This window comes from Streptomyces sp. NPDC097640 (genome assembly GCF_040302705.1).
Classification (GTDB): Bacteria; Actinomycetota; Actinomycetes; order Streptomycetales; family Streptomycetaceae; genus Streptomyces.
This window is the reverse complement of record NZ_JBEOSB010000006.1, coordinates 235,035-250,925: the sequence shown is the minus strand read 5'-3', so window position 1 is coordinate 250,925 and position 15,891 is coordinate 235,035. Positions and strand designations below refer to the sequence as shown.

The following is a 15,891-nucleotide window of genomic DNA, read 5'->3' as shown; positions in this document are numbered from 1 at the left end:
GGGATGGACGTCAGGACCTCCGGCGCCAGGTCGAGTGATGCCTGTGCGCCCGGAGCGCGCCTGGAGGCGCCGTACCAGGGATATGCGCGGTGGGAGCCGGACGAGGTGACGGCGGGCCTCGGCGTGCACCCGGACGACCTGCCCGACGGCCTGGTCATCGCCGATGAGACCGGCCGGGTCACCTGCTTCAACGCCGCGGCGGCCCGGATCACCGCGACCCGCCAGGCCGACGCCCTCGGGCGCAAGCTGGAGCGCGCGCTCCCGTTAGAGGACCTGGAAGGCCGCCGCTGGTGGGCGCTGACCGATCCGTACGGGGGGCTGGCCACCCGCGTCGGCCAGCCCGAGCGGAATCTGCTGCTGCCCGGCGGCCGTGAGGTGCTGGTCTCCGCCCGGTATGTGCGCGAGCGGCCGACGGGACCGGTGCGCCGCGTCGTGGTCTCGCTGCGCGGCACCGAGGCGCGCCGGCGCACCGAGCGCAGCCACGCCGAGCTGATCGCCACCGTCGCCCATGAGCTGCGCTCCCCGCTGACCTCGGTGAAGGGGTTCACGGCGACGCTGCTGGCGAAATGGGAGCGCTTCACCGACGACCAGAAGCGGCTGATGCTGGAGACCGTCGACGCCGACGCCAACCGCGTCACCCGCCTGATCGCGGAGCTGCTCGACATATCGCGGATCGACTCCGGCCGTCTCGAGCTGCGCCGCCAGCCCGTCGACATCGCGGCCGCGGTCCGGCGCCATGTCCAGGCGCTGACCGCCGCGGGGCACTCCTCCGAGCGCTTTCTGATCAAGGTCAGGGAGCCGCTGCCCGGCCTGTGGGCCGACCCGGACAAGGTCGACCAGGTGCTGGGGAACCTGCTGGAAAACGCGGTGCGCCACGGCGAGGGAACCGTCACCATTGAGGTGGCCCCCGAGCAGGCGAAGCCCGCCGCGGAGGGCCCCGCAGTCGAAAGGACCGCCGTCACCGTGAGCGATGAGGGCCCCGGTATCCCGGAGGAGTCGATGAGCCGCGTCTTCACCCGCTTCTGGCGGGGCAGCAAGCGTGGCGGCACCGGCCTGGGCCTGTACATCGTCAAGGGCATCGTCGAGGCACACGGCGGGACGATCACCGTCGGCCGGGCCCACGGCGGCGGCGCGGAGTTCCGATTTACCCTGCCCGTGGGTACCCCGGCCTACCTGGTCTGAGGAGCCCACGGGCCCACACTCCACCCGGGGCCGGGGGCGTCCCCCGGAACAGCGCGGTCCCACGCCCCTTAGACTCGGCTTTTGGCACCTTTGGCGCACCAGTGGTCGAGGCAGGTCGCGCAGCCAGCCAATCGGAAGCACGGGAAGAGATGTCGGCACCGAATAAGTCGTACGACCCTGTCGAGGTCGAGGCATTGAAACCAGAAGAGGTCGAGCGGATGCGGGACGAGGCGCTCGCCGCCGTCGCCGCCGCGGGCGATCTCGAGGCGCTGCGCGAGGTGAAGGTCGGGCACACCGGCGACCGCTCGCCGCTGGCGCTGGCCAACCGCGAGATCGGCGCGCTGCCGCCGCACGCGAAGGCGGACGCGGGCAAGCGCGTCGGCCAGGCGCGCGGGGCGGTGAACAAGGCGCTGGCGGCCCGCCAGGCGGAGCTGGAGGCGGAGCGGGACGCCCGGGTGCTGGTCGAGGAGGCGGTGGACGTCACGCTGCCGTACGACCGGATCCCGGCCGGCGCCCGCCACCCCATCACCACGCTCTCGGAGCGCATCGAGGACGTCTTCGTGGCCATGGGCTACGAGGTCGCCGAGGGGCCCGAGGTCGAGGCGGAGTGGTTCAACTTCGACGCGCTCAACTTCCCGCCGGACCACCCGGCCCGTGAGATGCAGGACACCTTCTTCGTGCAGGGCGCGAAGGGGCAGTCGGGTGCGGAGTCCGGGGTGGTGCTGCGTACCCACACCTCGCCCGTGCAGGTCCGGTCGATGCTCGACCGGAAGCCGCCGATCTATGTGATCTGCCCCGGCCGGACGTTCCGCACCGACGAGCTGGACGCCACCCACACCCCCGTCTTCAACCAGGTCGAGCTGCTGGCCGTCGACGAGGGCCTGACCATGGCCGACCTCAAGGGCACCCTGGACCACATGGTCTCGGCGCTGTTCGGGGAGGGCATGTCCACCCGGCTGCGGCCGAACTTCTTCCCGTTCACCGAGCCGTCCGCCGAGATGGACATGCAGTGCTACGTGTGCCGGGGCGCCTCGGTCGGCAACCCCGACCGGCCCTGCCGCACCTGCTCCAGCGAGGGCTGGATCGAGCTGGGCGGCTGCGGCATGGTCAACCCGCGGGTGCTGATCGCCTGTGGCATCGACCCGGAGAAGTACAGCGGGTTCGCCTTCGGCTTCGGCATCGAGCGGATGCTGATGTTCCGGCACAACGTGGAAGACATGCGAGACATGGTCGAGGGTGATGTGCGCTTCACCCGGCCCTTCGGGATGGAGATCTGATGCGGGTCCCGCTTTCTTGGCTGCGGGAGTACGTCGACCTGCCGGCCGGTGAGACCGGCCGCGACGTGCAGGCCAAACTCGTCTCGGCCGGGCTCGAGGTCGAGACCGTCGAGCAGCTCGGCGCCGGGCTCAAGGGCCCCCTGGTCGTCGGCCGGGTGCTGGCGATCGAGACGCTGGAGGGCTTCAAGAAGCCCATCCGCTTCTGCCAGGTCGACGTCGGCCAGGCGAACGGCAGCGGCGAGCCGCAGAACGTCATCTGCGGCGCGACCAACTTCGCGGTCGGCGACAAGGTCGTCGTCTCCCTGCCCGGCGCGGTGCTGCCCGGCGGCTTCGCGATCTCGGCGCGCAAGACGTACGGCAAGGTGTCCGAGGGCATGATCTGCTCGGCCGCCGAGCTCGACATGTCCGACGACCACAAGGGCATCATCGTGCTGCCCCCGGAGCACGAGGCCGGCTCCGACGCGATCGAGCTGCTGGAGCTCGTCGACGAGGTCCTGGACATCGCCGTCACCCCGGACCGCGGCTACTGCCTGTCGCTGCGCGGCATCGCCCGCGAGGTCGCGACCGCGTACGGGCTGCCGCTGCGCGACCCGGCCCTGCTGGACGTGCCCGCGCCCAACGCGCACGGCTACCCGGTCCAGGTCGCCGACCGGATCGGCTGCGACCGCTTCACCGCGCGGACCGTCACCGGGCTCGACCCCGAGGCGCACTCCCCGATCTGGCTCCAGCGCAGGCTCCAGAAGGCCGGGATGCGGCCGGTCTCGCTCGCCGTCGACATCACCAACTACGTGATGCTGGAGCTCGGGCAGCCGCTGCACGCCTACGACCGGTCGCGCGTCAGCGGGACCATCGGGGTGCGCCGCGCCGAGCCGGGCGAGAAGTTCACCACCCTCGACGGCACCAAGCGCGTCCTGGACGCCGAGGACCTGGTGATCACCGACGACAACGGCCCGATCGGGCTCGCCGGGGTCATGGGCGGCGCCAACACCGAGATCGCCGACGCCGTGCCCGACCCCGAGACCGGCGCCGTCCGCGGCACCACCGAGGTGGTCATCGAGGCCGCGCACTTCGACGCCGTCTCCATCGCCCGCACCGCGCGCCGCCACAAGCTGTCCTCGGAGGCCTCCCGGCGCTTCGAGCGCGGCGTCGACCCCGAGGCCGCCTCGGCGGCCGCGCAGCGCACCGTCGATCTGCTGGTGCTGCTGGCAGGCGGCACCGCCGAGGCGGGCGTCACCGAGATCATCGCGCCCAGCGCGCCCCGTACGATCACCGTGCCCGCCGACCACCCGGACCGGGTCGCGGGCGTCACCTACGGCCGTGAGACCGTGGTGCGCCGGCTCCAGCAGGTCGGCTGCGACGTCTACGGCGCCGACACCCTCACCGTGACCGTCCCCAGCTGGCGGCCCGACCTGCGGGACCCCAACGACCTCGCCGAGGAGGTCATCCGGCTGGAGGGGTACGAGAACCTCCCCTCGACGCTGCCCCGGCCGCCCGCCGGCCGCGGGCTCACCGAGCGCCAGCGGCTGCACCGCAGGGTCGGCCGGGCGCTGGCCGGCGCCGGCTATGTCGAGGCCCTGAACTACCCGTTCATCGGCGACGAGGTGCTCGACCAGCTGGGTCTGGCCGCGGACGACCCGCGGCGCGACACGGTCCGCCTGGTCAACCCGCTCTCCGACGCCGAGCCTGCGCTGCGCACCACCCTGCTGCCGGGGCTGCTGGCCGCGATGCGGCGCAACGACGGCCGCGGGGCGCACGACCTCGCGCTGTTCGAGACGGGTCTGGTGTTCCGCACCACCGGCGACGAGCCGCCGGCGGCCGTCCTGCCCGTCGACCACCGTCCGTCGGACGAGGAGATCGCCGAGCTGAACGCCGCGCTGCCCAGCCAGCCGCGGCGTGCCGCGGTCGTGCTGTCCGGCGCCCGTGAGCAGGCCGGCTGGTGGGGCAAGGGCACCCCGGTGAGCTGGGCCGACGCGGTCGAGGCGGGCCGGATCGTGGCGGGTGCGGCGGGTGTGGAGCTGATCGTCCGCCAGGACCAGCAGGACCCCTGGCACCCCGGCCGGTGCGCCGCGCTGCTCGCCGTCGTCGACGGCCAGGAGATCCTCGTCGGCAACGCGGGCGAGCTGCACCCCCGGGTCACCAAGGCCCTCGGCGTGGCCGAGCGCACCTGCGCGATGGAGATCGATCTCGACCGCCTGGAGCGGGCGGCCCTGGGCCCCGTCCAGGCCCCGCATGTGTCCTCCTTCCCGGTGGCCACCCAGGACGTGGCGCTCGTCGTCGACGCGTCGGTCGCCGCGGCCGACGTGGAGGCGGCGCTGCGGGCCGGGGCGGGTGAACTCCTCGAGTCGCTGCGGCTGTTCGACGTGTTCACCGGCGAACAGCTGGGCGAGGGCAGGAAGTCCCTGGCCTACGCCCTGCGCTTCCGCGCCCCCGACCGCACGCTGACCGCCGAGGAGGCCTCGGCGGCCCGTGACGCGGCGGTCGCGGCGGCGGTCGAGCGCACCGGCGCGGCCCTGCGCGGAGCCTGATGTCGTAACGGCCCGATCTGGTGGGGGCGCATCCCGTACGCGGGGTGCGCCCCCAGCGCGTTGACGCACCGTCATCCCCCTCCCCAGCGCGATGTTCGACAACACAGCGATAGACAACTCACCCGATCAGGTGAGAATCGGAGTCCGGCTACTCATTTCGACAGGGGCTGTCGCGAGAATCGTCACGGTCGCACTGGCCCGCGCAGAACCGACCATCCGGGGTCCGGCCGACCGCCTCATTGGCCGGCGTTGGGGGGCGACATGATCGGGACATGGGAAGTCGGCGGCGCGTTCGTACGGGGAGGCCGGGTTCTGCGTGCCTTCACCCAGGTGGTGCCCTGTCTGTGGGTGCTCGGCGTCATCTGCTGGGAGCTGCTGGCCCCGCATGACACCGAGGTCGTCCCGCTCCTCGCCGCCGCGCCCGCCATCGCCTGCGCGAGCAGCGGCCGCCGCAGATGCATCCTGCTGCTCGGCGGCGCGAGCCTGCTGTTCGCCCTCGCCCCGCCGACCGCCCTGGAGCCCGACGGCGACTCGGAGGAGTCCCACGCGAGCCTGGTCAGCTGCTGCGCCATCCTCGCCGTGGTCGCCGCCAGCTATCTCACCAACGGCCGCAGGCTGCGGCTGGTCCGCGAGCTGGAGCAGATGCGAGCGGTGGCGGCCGCCGCGCAGGACGCGGTGCTGCGGCCGCTCCCGGCCAGCCTGGAGGGCATCGAGGTGGCGAGCGGCTATCTGTCGGCCAGCCGCGGCGCCGTGGTCGGCGGCGATCTGTACGAGGTGCTGGCCACGGCGCACGGCGTCCGCGTGATCATCGGGGACGCGCGCGGCCACGGCCTCGGCGCCATCAGAACCGTCGCCGCCGTCCTCGGCAGCTTCCGCGAAGCCGCCCACGACGAGTCCGAACTCGCCGACGTACTGCGCCGCCTGGACCGCGCCCTCCAGCGCCATCTGCGGGAGCGCGCCCTGGGCGAGCCCCAGGCCGGCGAGGAACCCGGGACCCCGGTCGCCGAGGAGTTCGTCACCGTGCTGCTGCTCGAGGTGGCGCCCGACGGCGAGTTGGCCGCGCTCAACTGCGGCCACCCCTGGCCGTATCTGCTGTCCGAGGACGCGGCCGGCGCGGCGCGGGTCCGCCGGCTCGACCCCGCCGAGGTGCTGCCTCCGCTCGGCCCCTTCCCGCTGCCCGACGACCTCCCCGCCGCCCGCTGCGCCCCGCTCCAGCCCGGCGACGCGCTGGTCCTGCACACCGACGGGGCCGAGGACGCGCGCGACGCACACGGGACCTTCTTCGACCTCGGCCCCGCCCTGGCCAGGGCCGCGGGCACCGGCCCCGTCGACCCGGCGGCGGTCATCGAGGGCGTGCGGTCGGCGGTGCTGCGCCACACCGGCGGCAGGCTCGCCGACGACGTCGCCCTGCTGGCGCTGCGCAACGAGACCAAGGCCGGCTGAGCCCAGAACACTTCACACCCCGTGCGAACGGACCTCCACTACGCTGGCCACACCGGGGGCATGCGGCTGGGCACGCGCATCAGGAGGGGGCCATGGAGCCCAACACACTGCTCGACTCCCTGCTCGACGAGGCCGGGATCTCCCACGCCGGGCTCGCCGCGCACATCAACGAGGCCGGCCGGGCCCGCGGCATGAGGCTGCGCTACGAGCACACCGCGGTCGCCCGCTGGCTGAAGGGCCAGCGCCCGCGCGGCCAAGTGCCCGACCTGATCTGCGAGGTGCTCGGCGGGCGGCTGCACCGCGCGCTCACCCTCGACGACATCGGCTTCGGCACCCCCGGCTCCCCGCGCGCCCCCGCCACCCCGCTGACCGGCTTCGTCGAGCGGGCCACCGCGCTGTGGCGCTCCGACGAACAGCAGCGGCCCCATGTCGTCACCGCCCCCGCGGTCACCGGCACCCCCGCCGTCATCCCGGTGTGGGAGTGGGAGAACCCGCCGGAGGACTCGGACGTCTCCCGCAGCGGCCTCACCCGCGTCAGCATGTCCGACATCGACATGCTGCGCGCCGCCCGCGCCCACTACGAGCAGCTGTACCGCAAGGCCGGCGGCGTGGCCACCAGAGCCCGCGTCGTGGGCTTCCTCAACGCCGAGGCCGCGCCGCTGCTGCGCGGCGGCTACCCCGACGCCACCGGCCGCCAGCTGCACCGGGCGACCGGCGGCCTGGTCGCCATCGCCGGCATCTGCGCCTACGACTCGGACGCCCACGGCCTGGCCCAGCGCTACTTCCACCAGGCGCTGCGGCTGGCCAAGGCGAGCGGGGACCGCGGGCTCGGCGCCTATGTCATCGCGCTGCTGGTCAACCAGTCCCTGTTCATGAAGGAGTACCGGCAGGCGGTCGCCTTCGCCGAGTCCGCGCTGCGCGCGTCCGGCTCGGACATCACCCCGGCGCTCGCCGCCGACCTGTACGCGATGCAGGCCAAGGCGTACGCGCGGCTGGGCGACGGGGCCGGGGCGCTGTCCTGCATCCGGAGCGCCGAGACCGCCGCCGACCGGATCCGCCCGGGCCAGGAGCCCGACGAGACCGGCTACGTCCAGCCCGGACTGGTCAACGTCCAGGTCGCGGAGGCGCTGCTGAGCCTCGGCGACCTCGGCGGCGCGCGGGAGAACGCCGCCGCCGCGGTCGGCACCCCCGCACACGACCGGGGCCGGGTGCACCGGCTCGCGATGCTCACCCATATCGCGCTGAGACAGGGCGACGCCGACCGGGCGGGGGCCACGGCGGTGGAAATGACCGAGCGGGCCCGCGGCATGGAGTCCCGGCGCTTACGCGACCGGCTCCGGGCGGTGCGGGAACACCTCGCCGAGAGCGGGAGCGCGGCGACTGCCGAAGCCGCCGAACTCATCGACGGGGCGCTGCGCGTGCCCCTCTGAGTCCGGTCCGCGCCCTCGTCGACAGCCTTGCCAACTGTGCGGCGGAAGGTGGCTGACAGTGCGATGGAAGAACCTGCGGGAGCGGACCGTGTACGAGAACCGGTGGTTCTCGGTGAACCTCGCCGATGTCAGACTCCCTGACGGCCGCCACCTGGACCACTATCTGATCCGGCTGCGCCCCGTGGCCGTGGCCACCGTGGTCAACACGGCCAACGAGGTGCTGCTGCTGTGGCGGCACCGCTTCATCACCGACGCCTGGGGCTGGGAGCTGGCCGCCGGGGTCGTCGAGGACGGCGAGGACATCGAGGACGCCGCGGCCCGCGAGATGGAGGAGGAGACCGGCTGGCGCCCCGGCCCGCTGCGCCATCTGCTCTCCGTCGAGCCGTCCAACGGGCTCACCGACGCGCGGCACCACATCTACTGGGCCGAGGAGGCCGCGTACGTCGGCCCTCCGGAGGACGACTTCGAATCCGACCACCGCGCCTGGGTGCCGCTCAAGGCCGTCCCGGACATGGTGGCGCGGGGCGAGGTGCCCGCCGCGAACATGGCGGCCGCGCTGCTGCTGCTCCACCACATCCGCTTCGGCTGAGGCCTCCGCTTCGGCCGGCGCATGCGCTTCGGCCGACCGCCGGCGTCGCCCCCGCCGGCGGCCTGCCGACCGCGTCCCCCCCATTCGCCGGGCGTCAGCGGCCGGCGGCCTGCCACAGCGCCAGCGCCAGCGCGCATACGCCGGTCAGCGCGGCGATGGACCGCAACGGCCAGCGCCCGTGCTCCAGATGGCGTACGCGCGCGGCCAGTTGCTCCACATCCTCCTCGGACTGTTCCCCGCGGTGGTCGAGCAGGGCGAGTTGTCCGTCGACACGGGCCAGGCTGACATCGACCCTGCGGCGGATTTCCGCGAGCTCCACGGCTAACGCGGCGTGCTCGGGCTCGGTGGTCACGGGCTGTTCCCCTTCCAAAATGCGCTTCTGTGCACTTCTCACAACCCGAGTCAACCGCTCCGCACGGTGTCGCGGGAGAGTGTGCGCAGGACAAGCACGGGTCACCGCCGCACACCCCGTGTGAAAACCGTGTGACCGAACTGTGCGGGCGGGTTGGCGGGGGGCCCGGAGTGGTCACGCTGCGTCAGTACGGGACGCTCCGGGCGAAGGCCGTGTCGGCCCCGCGGATCTCCTCGATCGGGCGCGTGTCCAGGTAGAACCACTCCGCCGTCGGGCCCGGAGTCGGCGCCGGACCCGGACCCGCGCCGGGGTCCGAGCCCGGCGGCGCCTCGGCTCCGGGCATCAGCAGCTCCACCCGCACCGAGCCCGACGCGCGCTGCTGGGCGGCGAACTCCTCGATCTGGCTGCGGCAGGCGTGATCCAGGTGGGTCACCGCGGTCAGGTCCAGGCGGATCCGCGGCTTGCCGGACGCGGCGATGGCCTCCAGCGCCTCGATCACCTGGGGGAGGCGCAGAAAGGTGGCGTTGCCGGCCATGGTGAGATGGGCCGTGTCGCCGTCGGTGTGCTCCTTGACCTGCGTGCGCGACATGCGCAGCGCGGCCAGCACCACCCCGGCCGCCAGCCCGATCAGCACGCCCTCGAGCAGCGCGGTGGCCACGATGGCGACCGTGGTGAGGGTCATGACGACGAACTCGCCGCGGTCCTGGCGCCACATCTTGGGGAACTCCTGCGGCGCGAGCAGCTTCCAGCCGCTGTGCACCAGGACGCCCGCGAGGACCGAGATCGGGATCAGGGCGAGCACATTCGGCAGGAGCAGCGCGAAGCCGAGCAGCCACAGGCCGTGCAGCGTACGGGAGACCCGGGTCTTGGCGCCCGCCTGGACGTTCGCCGAGCTGCGGGCCACGACCGCGGTCACCGGAAGCGCGCCGAGGAACCCGCACACCGTGTTCCCGACGCCCTGCGCGACCAGTTCGGAGTTGTAGCGGGTGCGCGCGCCGTCGTGCATGCGGTCGACCGCGGCGGCGGTGAACAGGCTCTCCGCCGAGGCGATGACGGTGAAGGTGAGCACCGCGCCCAGGACCGCCACGTCGGCCAGCCCCGCGAACTCCGCGGGCCCCGGCACCTGGACGGAGGCGAACAGATTGCCCACCTCCAGCGTCTTCACCTCGACGCCGGGCAGCGCGGCGACCGCGATGCCGATGGCCACCGCCACCAGCGCGGCGGGCATCCTGCCGACCGGCCCCGGCACCTTCTTCCACAGGAAGCTGAGGACGACCGTGGCGATGCCCAGCCCGGCCGCGATCGTCGTCTGCGGGTCCCGCAGGGTGTCGGCGACCAGCCCGGGGAACCCCGCGATGTTCTCCAGGGGGGTGCCCGGCGCGCGGGCGTCGGACAGCGGATACGACTGGCTGAACATCAGCGGCAGGCCGATCCCGGCGAGCATGCCCTGGACCACGGCGACCGAGATGGCCTGGAACAGCCGGCCGAGGCGGATCAGCCCCAGCACGATCTGGAGCACCCCGGAGGCCAGCACGATCACCCCGAGCATGGCCAGGCCGTGCTCCGTCACCGTCTCCAGGACCAGCGCGGTCAGCCCCGCCGCGGGCCCGCTGACCTGGAGGGCGCTGCCCCGGGCCGCCCCCACCACGAGCCCCCCGACGACGCCGGAGATGATGCCCAGCTCGGCCGGGGTGCCGGAGGCGACGGCGACGCCGATGCACAGGGGGAGGGCGACGAGGAAGACCACGAACGAGGCGGTGATCTCGGTCCCCAGGTCGATGCCGCCGGAGCGCCCGGCGCCCGAGCGGGCCTTGCCGCCCCCGCCCCCGCCCCGGGCGCCGCGCCCGGCCTGCCTCGGGGGCGGTGCGGCGGGCTGTGGCGGCGGCGCGGCGGGCGCGGTCGGGGGAGCGGCTCCGTAGAGCGGCGCGGCGGTCCCGTACGGAGGGGTGGCGGCGGCTCCGTACGGCGCCTCGGCGCCCCCGTACTCCGGGTCGGCGCTCCCGTACGTGATCGGCGGGCCCGCCGCATGGCGGCCCCGGGCGTGCCGGGGCGTGCTGTGCCCGGTCAGCACGGATGCTCCCGGAAGCGGCCGTCCTCGTCGAGCTCCCAGAGCTCGCCGGTGTCGACCTGGTAGAACCAGCCGTGCAGCCGCAGCCCGCCCTCCTCCAGCCGCCGGCGGGCCGCGGGGTAGTCCCGCAGCGCGGACAGCTGGTTGCGCACATTGAGCTGCGCCATGCCCCTCAGCGACGGGTCCTGGCAGCCGCCGGTGATCTCCGGGACCAGCCCCGGCCGGGCGAGTTCGAGCCAGGCGCTCACCCCGGGCAGCGTCGACAGATCCGCGCCGGACTCCAGCGCGCCCATGGCGCCGCAGTGGGAATGGCCGCAGACGACGACGTCCCGCACCCCGAGCACTTCCAGGGCGTATTCGATGGTGGCGGCCTCACCGGAGACCAGATGCATTCCATGCGGTGGAACTATGTTGCCCGCGTTGCGCAGCTCGAATATCTCCCCGGGGCGGGCGCCGGTGATGTGGGCCGGTATCACCCGGGAGTCCGAACAGGTAATGAACAGCGCTTCGGGGAATTGTCCTTCGGCCAGTTTCCGGTACTCGTCGCTCGCGAAATCGGCGCGGTACCGAAAAGAGCGGGCGTGTTCGACCAAGGCTTTCACGGTGCCTCCTGACAGCTGGCTGGACCAGGTGTCATGCACCGTAGGCAGGCACGTGCCAGCGGAAGGTTAAGCGAAGGCCAGCGGGGGGCCAGAACTCGTCCAAGTCCGGTTTTTGCTCGCAACATCACAAAATCCGGGCCCGCCCAATGAGCCTCTTGTAGCGTGTCGGCTCCGACCGGGGGATTCGTGTTGTCCGTATTCACGGAAGAGACAGGACCCATGACCGTACGAGCGCTGCTCATCGAGGACGACGAGACGATCGCCGAACCGCTTGCCGAAGGGCTGGCGCGCTATGGGCTGACGGTCCATCACGTAAGGACCGGCGCCGCCGGACTGGCGGGTCCTTACGACGACATCGTCCTGCTCGACCTCGGGCTGCCGGACATGGACGGCATCGACGTCTGCCGGGGCATCCGGCAGGTCTCCGACGTACCGATCATCATGCTCACCGCGCGCGGCGAGGAGGCCGACCGGGTGCTCGGCCTGGAACTCGGCGCGGACGACTACCTGGCGAAGCCCTTCTCCATCCGGGAGTTGATCGCCCGGATCCGGGCCGTGACCCGCCGCACCGGGGGGCGGGCCGAACCGCCGCCGGCCGACCGCCCCGTTGCCGCTTCCGTTTCGGCTTCCGTTCCTGCTTCCGCTTCCGTTTCAGCTCCCGAGCCACCGGCTTTCCCCGACTCCCCCCGGCCCGCCGTGGACGGCCCGCCGCCCGCCCCGCCCCTGGTCGTGGACCGGCGCACCCGGCAGGTGTGGGTGGGCGAGACGCTTCTCTCGCTCACCCCCAAGGAGTTCGAACTGCTCGCCCTGCTCACCGAGGATCCCGGTGCGGTCTACTCCCGCCAGCAGATCCTCGACCAGGTGTGGGACCCCCACTTCCACGGCCCGACCAAGACCCTCGATGTGCATATCGCGGCGCTGCGCCGCAAGCTGGGCGACCCGGCGTGGATCCAGACGCTGCGCGGGGTGGGGTTCCGGCTGGCCGTACGCACCCCTGAGCGCCGGCCGGAACCGGCGCCGTTTCCGGCGCCGGAAACCGAGTCCTGGTTCACCCCCGCCCACCACGCGTTCGAGCCCGCCCGCCCATGAGGCGCCGACTGCTGCTCAGCTATCTGAGCCTCGCCGCGCTGGTCCTGCTGTGCCTGGAGATCCCGCTGGGGTTCGTCTACAGCCGGGGCGAGCGCGAGCGCGTGGTCACCGCCGCCAAGGAGGAGGCCGACTCGGTGTCCGCGTACGCCTCGCTGTCCATCTCGGCCGGGCGCGCGGAACGCGAACTGCGCCCCCGGGTGCTCATGTGCGCCGAGCGCATCGGCGGAAAGGTGCTCGTCGTCGACGGCCTCGGCCGCCCGCTCGCCACCTCCCACGACCTGTCCGCCCAGGAGGCCCGGGAACTCGCGTCGCGTCCCGAGATCACGGCCGCGCTGGGCGGCCGGTCCACCGCCGACGTACGCACCTCCACCATCGGCGGAGTGCGGTCCCTGTCCGTCGCCGCCCCCGTCACCCACGGCGCCGAACTCCAGGGCGCCGTGCGCATCATCGTGCCCACGGAGGCGGTGTCCGCGCGCATCCACCGCATCTGGCTGCTGCTGGCCCTCGCCGGGCTCGCCGTCCTCACCGCCCTCGCCGCGGTGGCCTTCGGGCTCGCCCGCTGGATCAGCCGCCCCATCCTCCAGGTCGAACGGGCCGCCCGCCGCCTGGCCGAGGGCAGCCTGGCCACCCCCGTCCCCACCACCGAAGGACCACCCGAGATACGCAGCCTCGCCGCCACCTTCAACCAGACCGCGGCCCGTCTGGAACACCTCCTGGCCTCCCAGCGCGCGTTCGCCGGAGAGGCCTCCCACCAGCTCAAGACCCCCCTCGCCGCCCTGCGGCTGCGCCTGGACAACCTGGAGCCCGACATCGCCGGCCACGCCCGCGGCAGCCTCACCGCCGCCATGACCGAGACCGACCGGCTGGCCCGCATGGTCGAGGGACTGCTGGCGATGGCCCGTATGGAGGAGAGCGCGGGCACCCGCGAACCCGTCGGCCTGGACCGGGTGTGCGCCGAGCGGACACGCGCCTGGGCCCCGCTGTTCGAGCGGCACGGCGTCCGGCTGGTGCGGCACGGCGAGTTCGACGGTCAGGTGTTCGCGGTGCCCGGGGCCATCGAGCAGATCGTGGACAACCTGCTCTCCAACGCCCTGCGCGCCTCGCCCGTGGCCGGCACCGTCGTCCTCGAGATCCGCGCCGCCCCCGCCGACCGCCGCCACCACCGCGCACCGCGCCCCACCTGGGTCGAGCTGCACGTCATCGACCAGGGCCCCGGCATGACCGCCGAACAGCGCCACCGCGCCTTCGACCGCTTCTGGCGCGCCCCCGACGCGCCCAAGGGCGGCACGGGCCTGGGCCTCTCCCTCGTCCAGCGGCTCACCCACGCCAGCGGCGGCGACGCCGCCCTGCGCCCCGCCACCGACGGCGGCCTCGACGCGGTCGTCCGCCTCCAGGCCGCCACCCCGCCCCGCCCCTCCGCCACCCGCCCCGCGAGACCGGCCCACCGGGGCAGCCCCGAACCCGCCCACTCGTGACCGCGCGCCGCGTGGCGCGAACGCCGGGGAGTCTCCCGCCTGGAGTACTCCGCGCGCCCGTGACGTAACCGCGGGATCCCTGCGGCGTTCTCATCCCGTCCGACCGATCCACGGTCCGGGAGGCCGATATGCCCGCGGTGAACGCCGAGGTGGCGGTATTGATCGTCGGCGGTGGGCCGGTCGGGCTCACCGCCCGGGCGCTGCTGGAGCGCTGGGGTGTGCGCGCGTCGCTGGTCGAGAAACACGGCGGGCTGTCGCCCTTTCCCCGGGCCCGGCTGGTCAATGTGCGCTCGATGGAGATCTACCGCCGGCTCGGGCTCGCCGACACGATCACGGCCGACGCGTTCGCGCCCGAGTACGGCCGCATCCGCTTCCGCGACACCCTGCACGACCGCGACTTCGCCACCGCGCCGATGGCCGGGGTCAACGCCCCGGTACCCGAGAGCCCCGCGATCGGCGTGGTCACCTCGCAGGACCGGCTGGAGCCCATCCTGCTGGCCGCGGCGGACGCGCCGGTCCGGTTCGGGGTCGAGCTGATCGACCTGGCCGAGGAAGCCGAAAGCGTCGTGGCCCTGCTCGTCGACCACCGAAGCGGTGCGGAGACTCGCGTCCGCGCCCGCTACGTACTCGCCGCCGACGGCGCGAACTCCACCGCCCGGCAAGGGCTGGGCATCGACACCACCGGCCCCGGGGCGATGGGGGACTTCACCACCGTCCTGTTCGACGCCGACCTCAGCCGCTGGTGCGCCCACCAGCCCGCCGGGGTCTACTTCACGGCACACGGCATGTTCGCCCCGCTCTACCCCGAACGAGGGTGGGCCTGGTTCGCGCCCACCCCCGAAGACGCCGCGCGCGCCGACTGGTCCGGCCTCGTCCAGCGCGCCCTCGGCCCCGGCGCCCCCGTACGAGCCGAGGTGTCGCGGGTCCAGCACTGGGTGATGAACGCGTTCGTCGCCGAACGGTTCCGCCACGGCCGGACCCTGCTGACCGGCGATGCCGCACACGCGGTGCCCATCGTCGGCGGCCTGGGCATGAACACCGGCATCGCCGATGTGCACAACCTGTGCTGGAAACTGGCGGGCGTTCTCCACGGGTGGGCCGAACCGGGCCTGCTGGACACCTACGAGACGGAACGGCACCCCGTCGCCCAGCGGACGCTCCGCCGAGCAGTGGCCAACACCCGGCTCATGCTCGACGTACAGAACCGGCGCCGCGAGCAGCTCCGGACCGGCGAAGCGGCGTCGACCCGGGTGGAACTGCCCTGGTCGGACCGGTACTTCGCGCAACTCGGGCTCGTGCTCGGCACCACCTACCACTCCGGCGCCGTCCTCACCGACCACAGCGCCCCGCCCGAGCCGTCGGACCCGGGTACGGACTATGTCCCCACCGCGAGGCCGGGCCATCGCATGCCGCACCTCTGGCTCACCCCCGGCCGCTCCACGCTCGACGCCGTCGGCGAGTGGTTCACCCTGCTCACCCCCGACCCCGCCCACTGGGAGCGACACCTCACCGCGGCATGGCCGCTGCGCATCGAGCCCCTTCCCGACCAGCACGCCGACCCCTGCGACCTCGGCCCCCACGGAGCGCTGCTCATCCGCCCCGACGGCCACATCGGCGCCCGCTGGCGCGAGCGCCCACCGAACGACTCCACCCTCCACCGGGCCCTCGCCACCATCACCCGCTCGACACCGTCCTAGGCCCTGTCGTCAAAGTCTCGCCTGCCCCACGACGCCTGGCACGCACGCTCGCTGCGTTGTCGGGATCGTCCGAGTAGGCCCACTACGAGGACGACCCTCCGCCTTGCGATCGCACGCACCAGACGCCGTGGGGCCCGCCCTGCGGGCGGACGGCGCTACTTT

At 73.4% G+C, this 15,891-nt stretch carries 12 protein-coding genes; 9 read left to right on the top strand and 3 right to left on the bottom strand.

Annotated features, from left to right (window positions below; genetic code table 11):
• The first annotated feature begins 3 nt into the window (after window positions 1–3).
• The 6 genes from ABTY62_RS11755 (at window position 4) to ABTY62_RS11730 (ending at window position 8,446) form a co-directional block, all read left to right on the top strand.
• Entirely contained in the window at window positions 4–1,182 is a 1,179-nt protein-coding gene (locus ABTY62_RS11755; protein ID WP_352129252.1) for a sensor histidine kinase, read from the top strand.
• 149 nt (window positions 1,183–1,331) lie between these two features.
• Window positions 1,332–2,459 (top strand): phenylalanine--tRNA ligase subunit alpha, encoded by a 1,128-nt coding sequence (pheS, locus tag ABTY62_RS11750; protein WP_352129251.1) that lies wholly within the window; start codon window positions 1,332–1,334, stop codon window positions 2,457–2,459.
• Window positions 2,459–4,984, top strand: coding sequence for a phenylalanine--tRNA ligase subunit beta (pheT, locus tag ABTY62_RS11745; RefSeq protein ID WP_352129250.1), 2,526 nt, complete (start codon window positions 2,459–2,461; stop codon window positions 4,982–4,984). Before pheS ends, pheT begins: the two co-directional genes overlap by 1 nt.
• Before the next feature lie 261 nt (window positions 4,985–5,245).
• Complete coding sequence (locus ABTY62_RS11740) at window positions 5,246–6,427, top strand: PP2C family protein-serine/threonine phosphatase (protein WP_352129249.1); 1,182 nt, start codon at window positions 5,246–5,248, stop codon at window positions 6,425–6,427.
• Between the two features lie 92 nt (window positions 6,428–6,519).
• Window positions 6,520–7,857 carry an NsdA family TPR-like regulatory protein gene (locus tag ABTY62_RS11735; RefSeq protein ID WP_311725689.1) on the top strand — a complete coding sequence of 446 codons (1,338 nt, stop codon included), beginning with the start codon at window positions 6,520–6,522 and terminating at the stop codon, window positions 7,855–7,857.
• A gap of 58 nt (window positions 7,858–7,915) precedes the next feature.
• Window positions 7,916–8,446, top strand: a complete 531-nt coding sequence (locus ABTY62_RS11730; RefSeq protein WP_352129248.1) for an NUDIX hydrolase — start codon at window positions 7,916–7,918, stop codon at window positions 8,444–8,446.
• Window positions 8,447–8,540: 94 nt separating this feature from the next.
• On the opposite strand, the gene ABTY62_RS11725 is transcribed toward ABTY62_RS11730, so the two are convergent.
• The 3 genes from ABTY62_RS11725 to ABTY62_RS11715 form a co-directional block, all read right to left on the bottom strand.
• The gene (locus ABTY62_RS11725; protein ID WP_311725691.1) at window positions 8,541–8,798 is read right to left on the bottom strand and encodes a hypothetical protein; all 258 of its coding nucleotides are present in this window, start codon (window positions 8,796–8,798) and stop codon (window positions 8,541–8,543) included.
• A 184-nt stretch (window positions 8,799–8,982) separates the two neighbouring features.
• Complete coding sequence (locus tag ABTY62_RS11720) at window positions 8,983–10,869, bottom strand: SulP family inorganic anion transporter (protein WP_502997442.1); 1,887 nt, start codon at window positions 10,867–10,869, stop codon at window positions 8,983–8,985.
• Window positions 10,863–11,468, bottom strand: a complete 606-nt coding sequence (locus ABTY62_RS11715; protein ID WP_311725692.1) for a carbonic anhydrase — start codon at window positions 11,466–11,468, stop codon at window positions 10,863–10,865. Before ABTY62_RS11715 ends, ABTY62_RS11720 begins: the two co-directional genes overlap by 7 nt.
• Window positions 11,469–11,687: 219 nt before the next feature.
• Between ABTY62_RS11715 and ABTY62_RS11710 the strand changes: the two genes are divergently transcribed.
• The 3 genes from ABTY62_RS11710 to ABTY62_RS11700 all read left to right on the top strand — a co-directional run bounded on the left by ABTY62_RS11710 (window position 11,688) and on the right by ABTY62_RS11700 (window position 15,729).
• Complete coding sequence (locus ABTY62_RS11710; protein ID WP_352129247.1) at window positions 11,688–12,557, top strand: response regulator transcription factor; 870 nt, start codon at window positions 11,688–11,690, stop codon at window positions 12,555–12,557.
• Window positions 12,554–14,032, top strand: a complete 1,479-nt coding sequence (locus tag ABTY62_RS11705) for a sensor histidine kinase (RefSeq protein ID WP_352129246.1) — start codon at window positions 12,554–12,556, stop codon at window positions 14,030–14,032. Before ABTY62_RS11710 ends, ABTY62_RS11705 begins: the two co-directional genes overlap by 4 nt.
• Before the next feature lie 128 nt (window positions 14,033–14,160).
• Window positions 14,161–15,729: an FAD-dependent monooxygenase gene (locus ABTY62_RS11700; RefSeq protein ID WP_352129245.1), complete on the top strand. Its 1,569-nt coding sequence runs from the start codon at window positions 14,161–14,163 to the stop codon at window positions 15,727–15,729.
• Window positions 15,730–15,891: the final 162 nt, after the last annotated feature.

Excerpts from the sequence above, each read along its gene's own strand:
- ABTY62_RS11755 (WP_352129252.1), top strand. The coding sequence starts at position 4 with ATGGACGTCAGGACCTCCGGCGCCAGGTCGAGTGATGCCTGTGCGCCC.
- pheT (WP_352129250.1), top strand. The coding sequence starts at position 2,459 with ATGCGGGTCCCGCTTTCTTGGCTGCGGGAGTACGTCGACCTGCCGGCC.
- ABTY62_RS11700 (WP_352129245.1), top strand. The coding sequence starts at position 14,161 with ATGCCCGCGGTGAACGCCGAGGTGGCGGTATTGATCGTCGGCGGTGGG.
- pheS (WP_352129251.1), top strand. The coding sequence starts at position 1,332 with ATGTCGGCACCGAATAAGTCGTACGACCCTGTCGAGGTCGAGGCATTG.
- ABTY62_RS11735 (WP_311725689.1), top strand. The coding sequence starts at position 6,520 with ATGGAGCCCAACACACTGCTCGACTCCCTGCTCGACGAGGCCGGGATC.
- ABTY62_RS11710 (WP_352129247.1), top strand. The coding sequence starts at position 11,688 with ATGACCGTACGAGCGCTGCTCATCGAGGACGACGAGACGATCGCCGAA.
- ABTY62_RS11740 (WP_352129249.1), top strand. The coding sequence starts at position 5,246 with ATGATCGGGACATGGGAAGTCGGCGGCGCGTTCGTACGGGGAGGCCGG.
- ABTY62_RS11705 (WP_352129246.1), top strand. The coding sequence starts at position 12,554 with ATGAGGCGCCGACTGCTGCTCAGCTATCTGAGCCTCGCCGCGCTGGTC.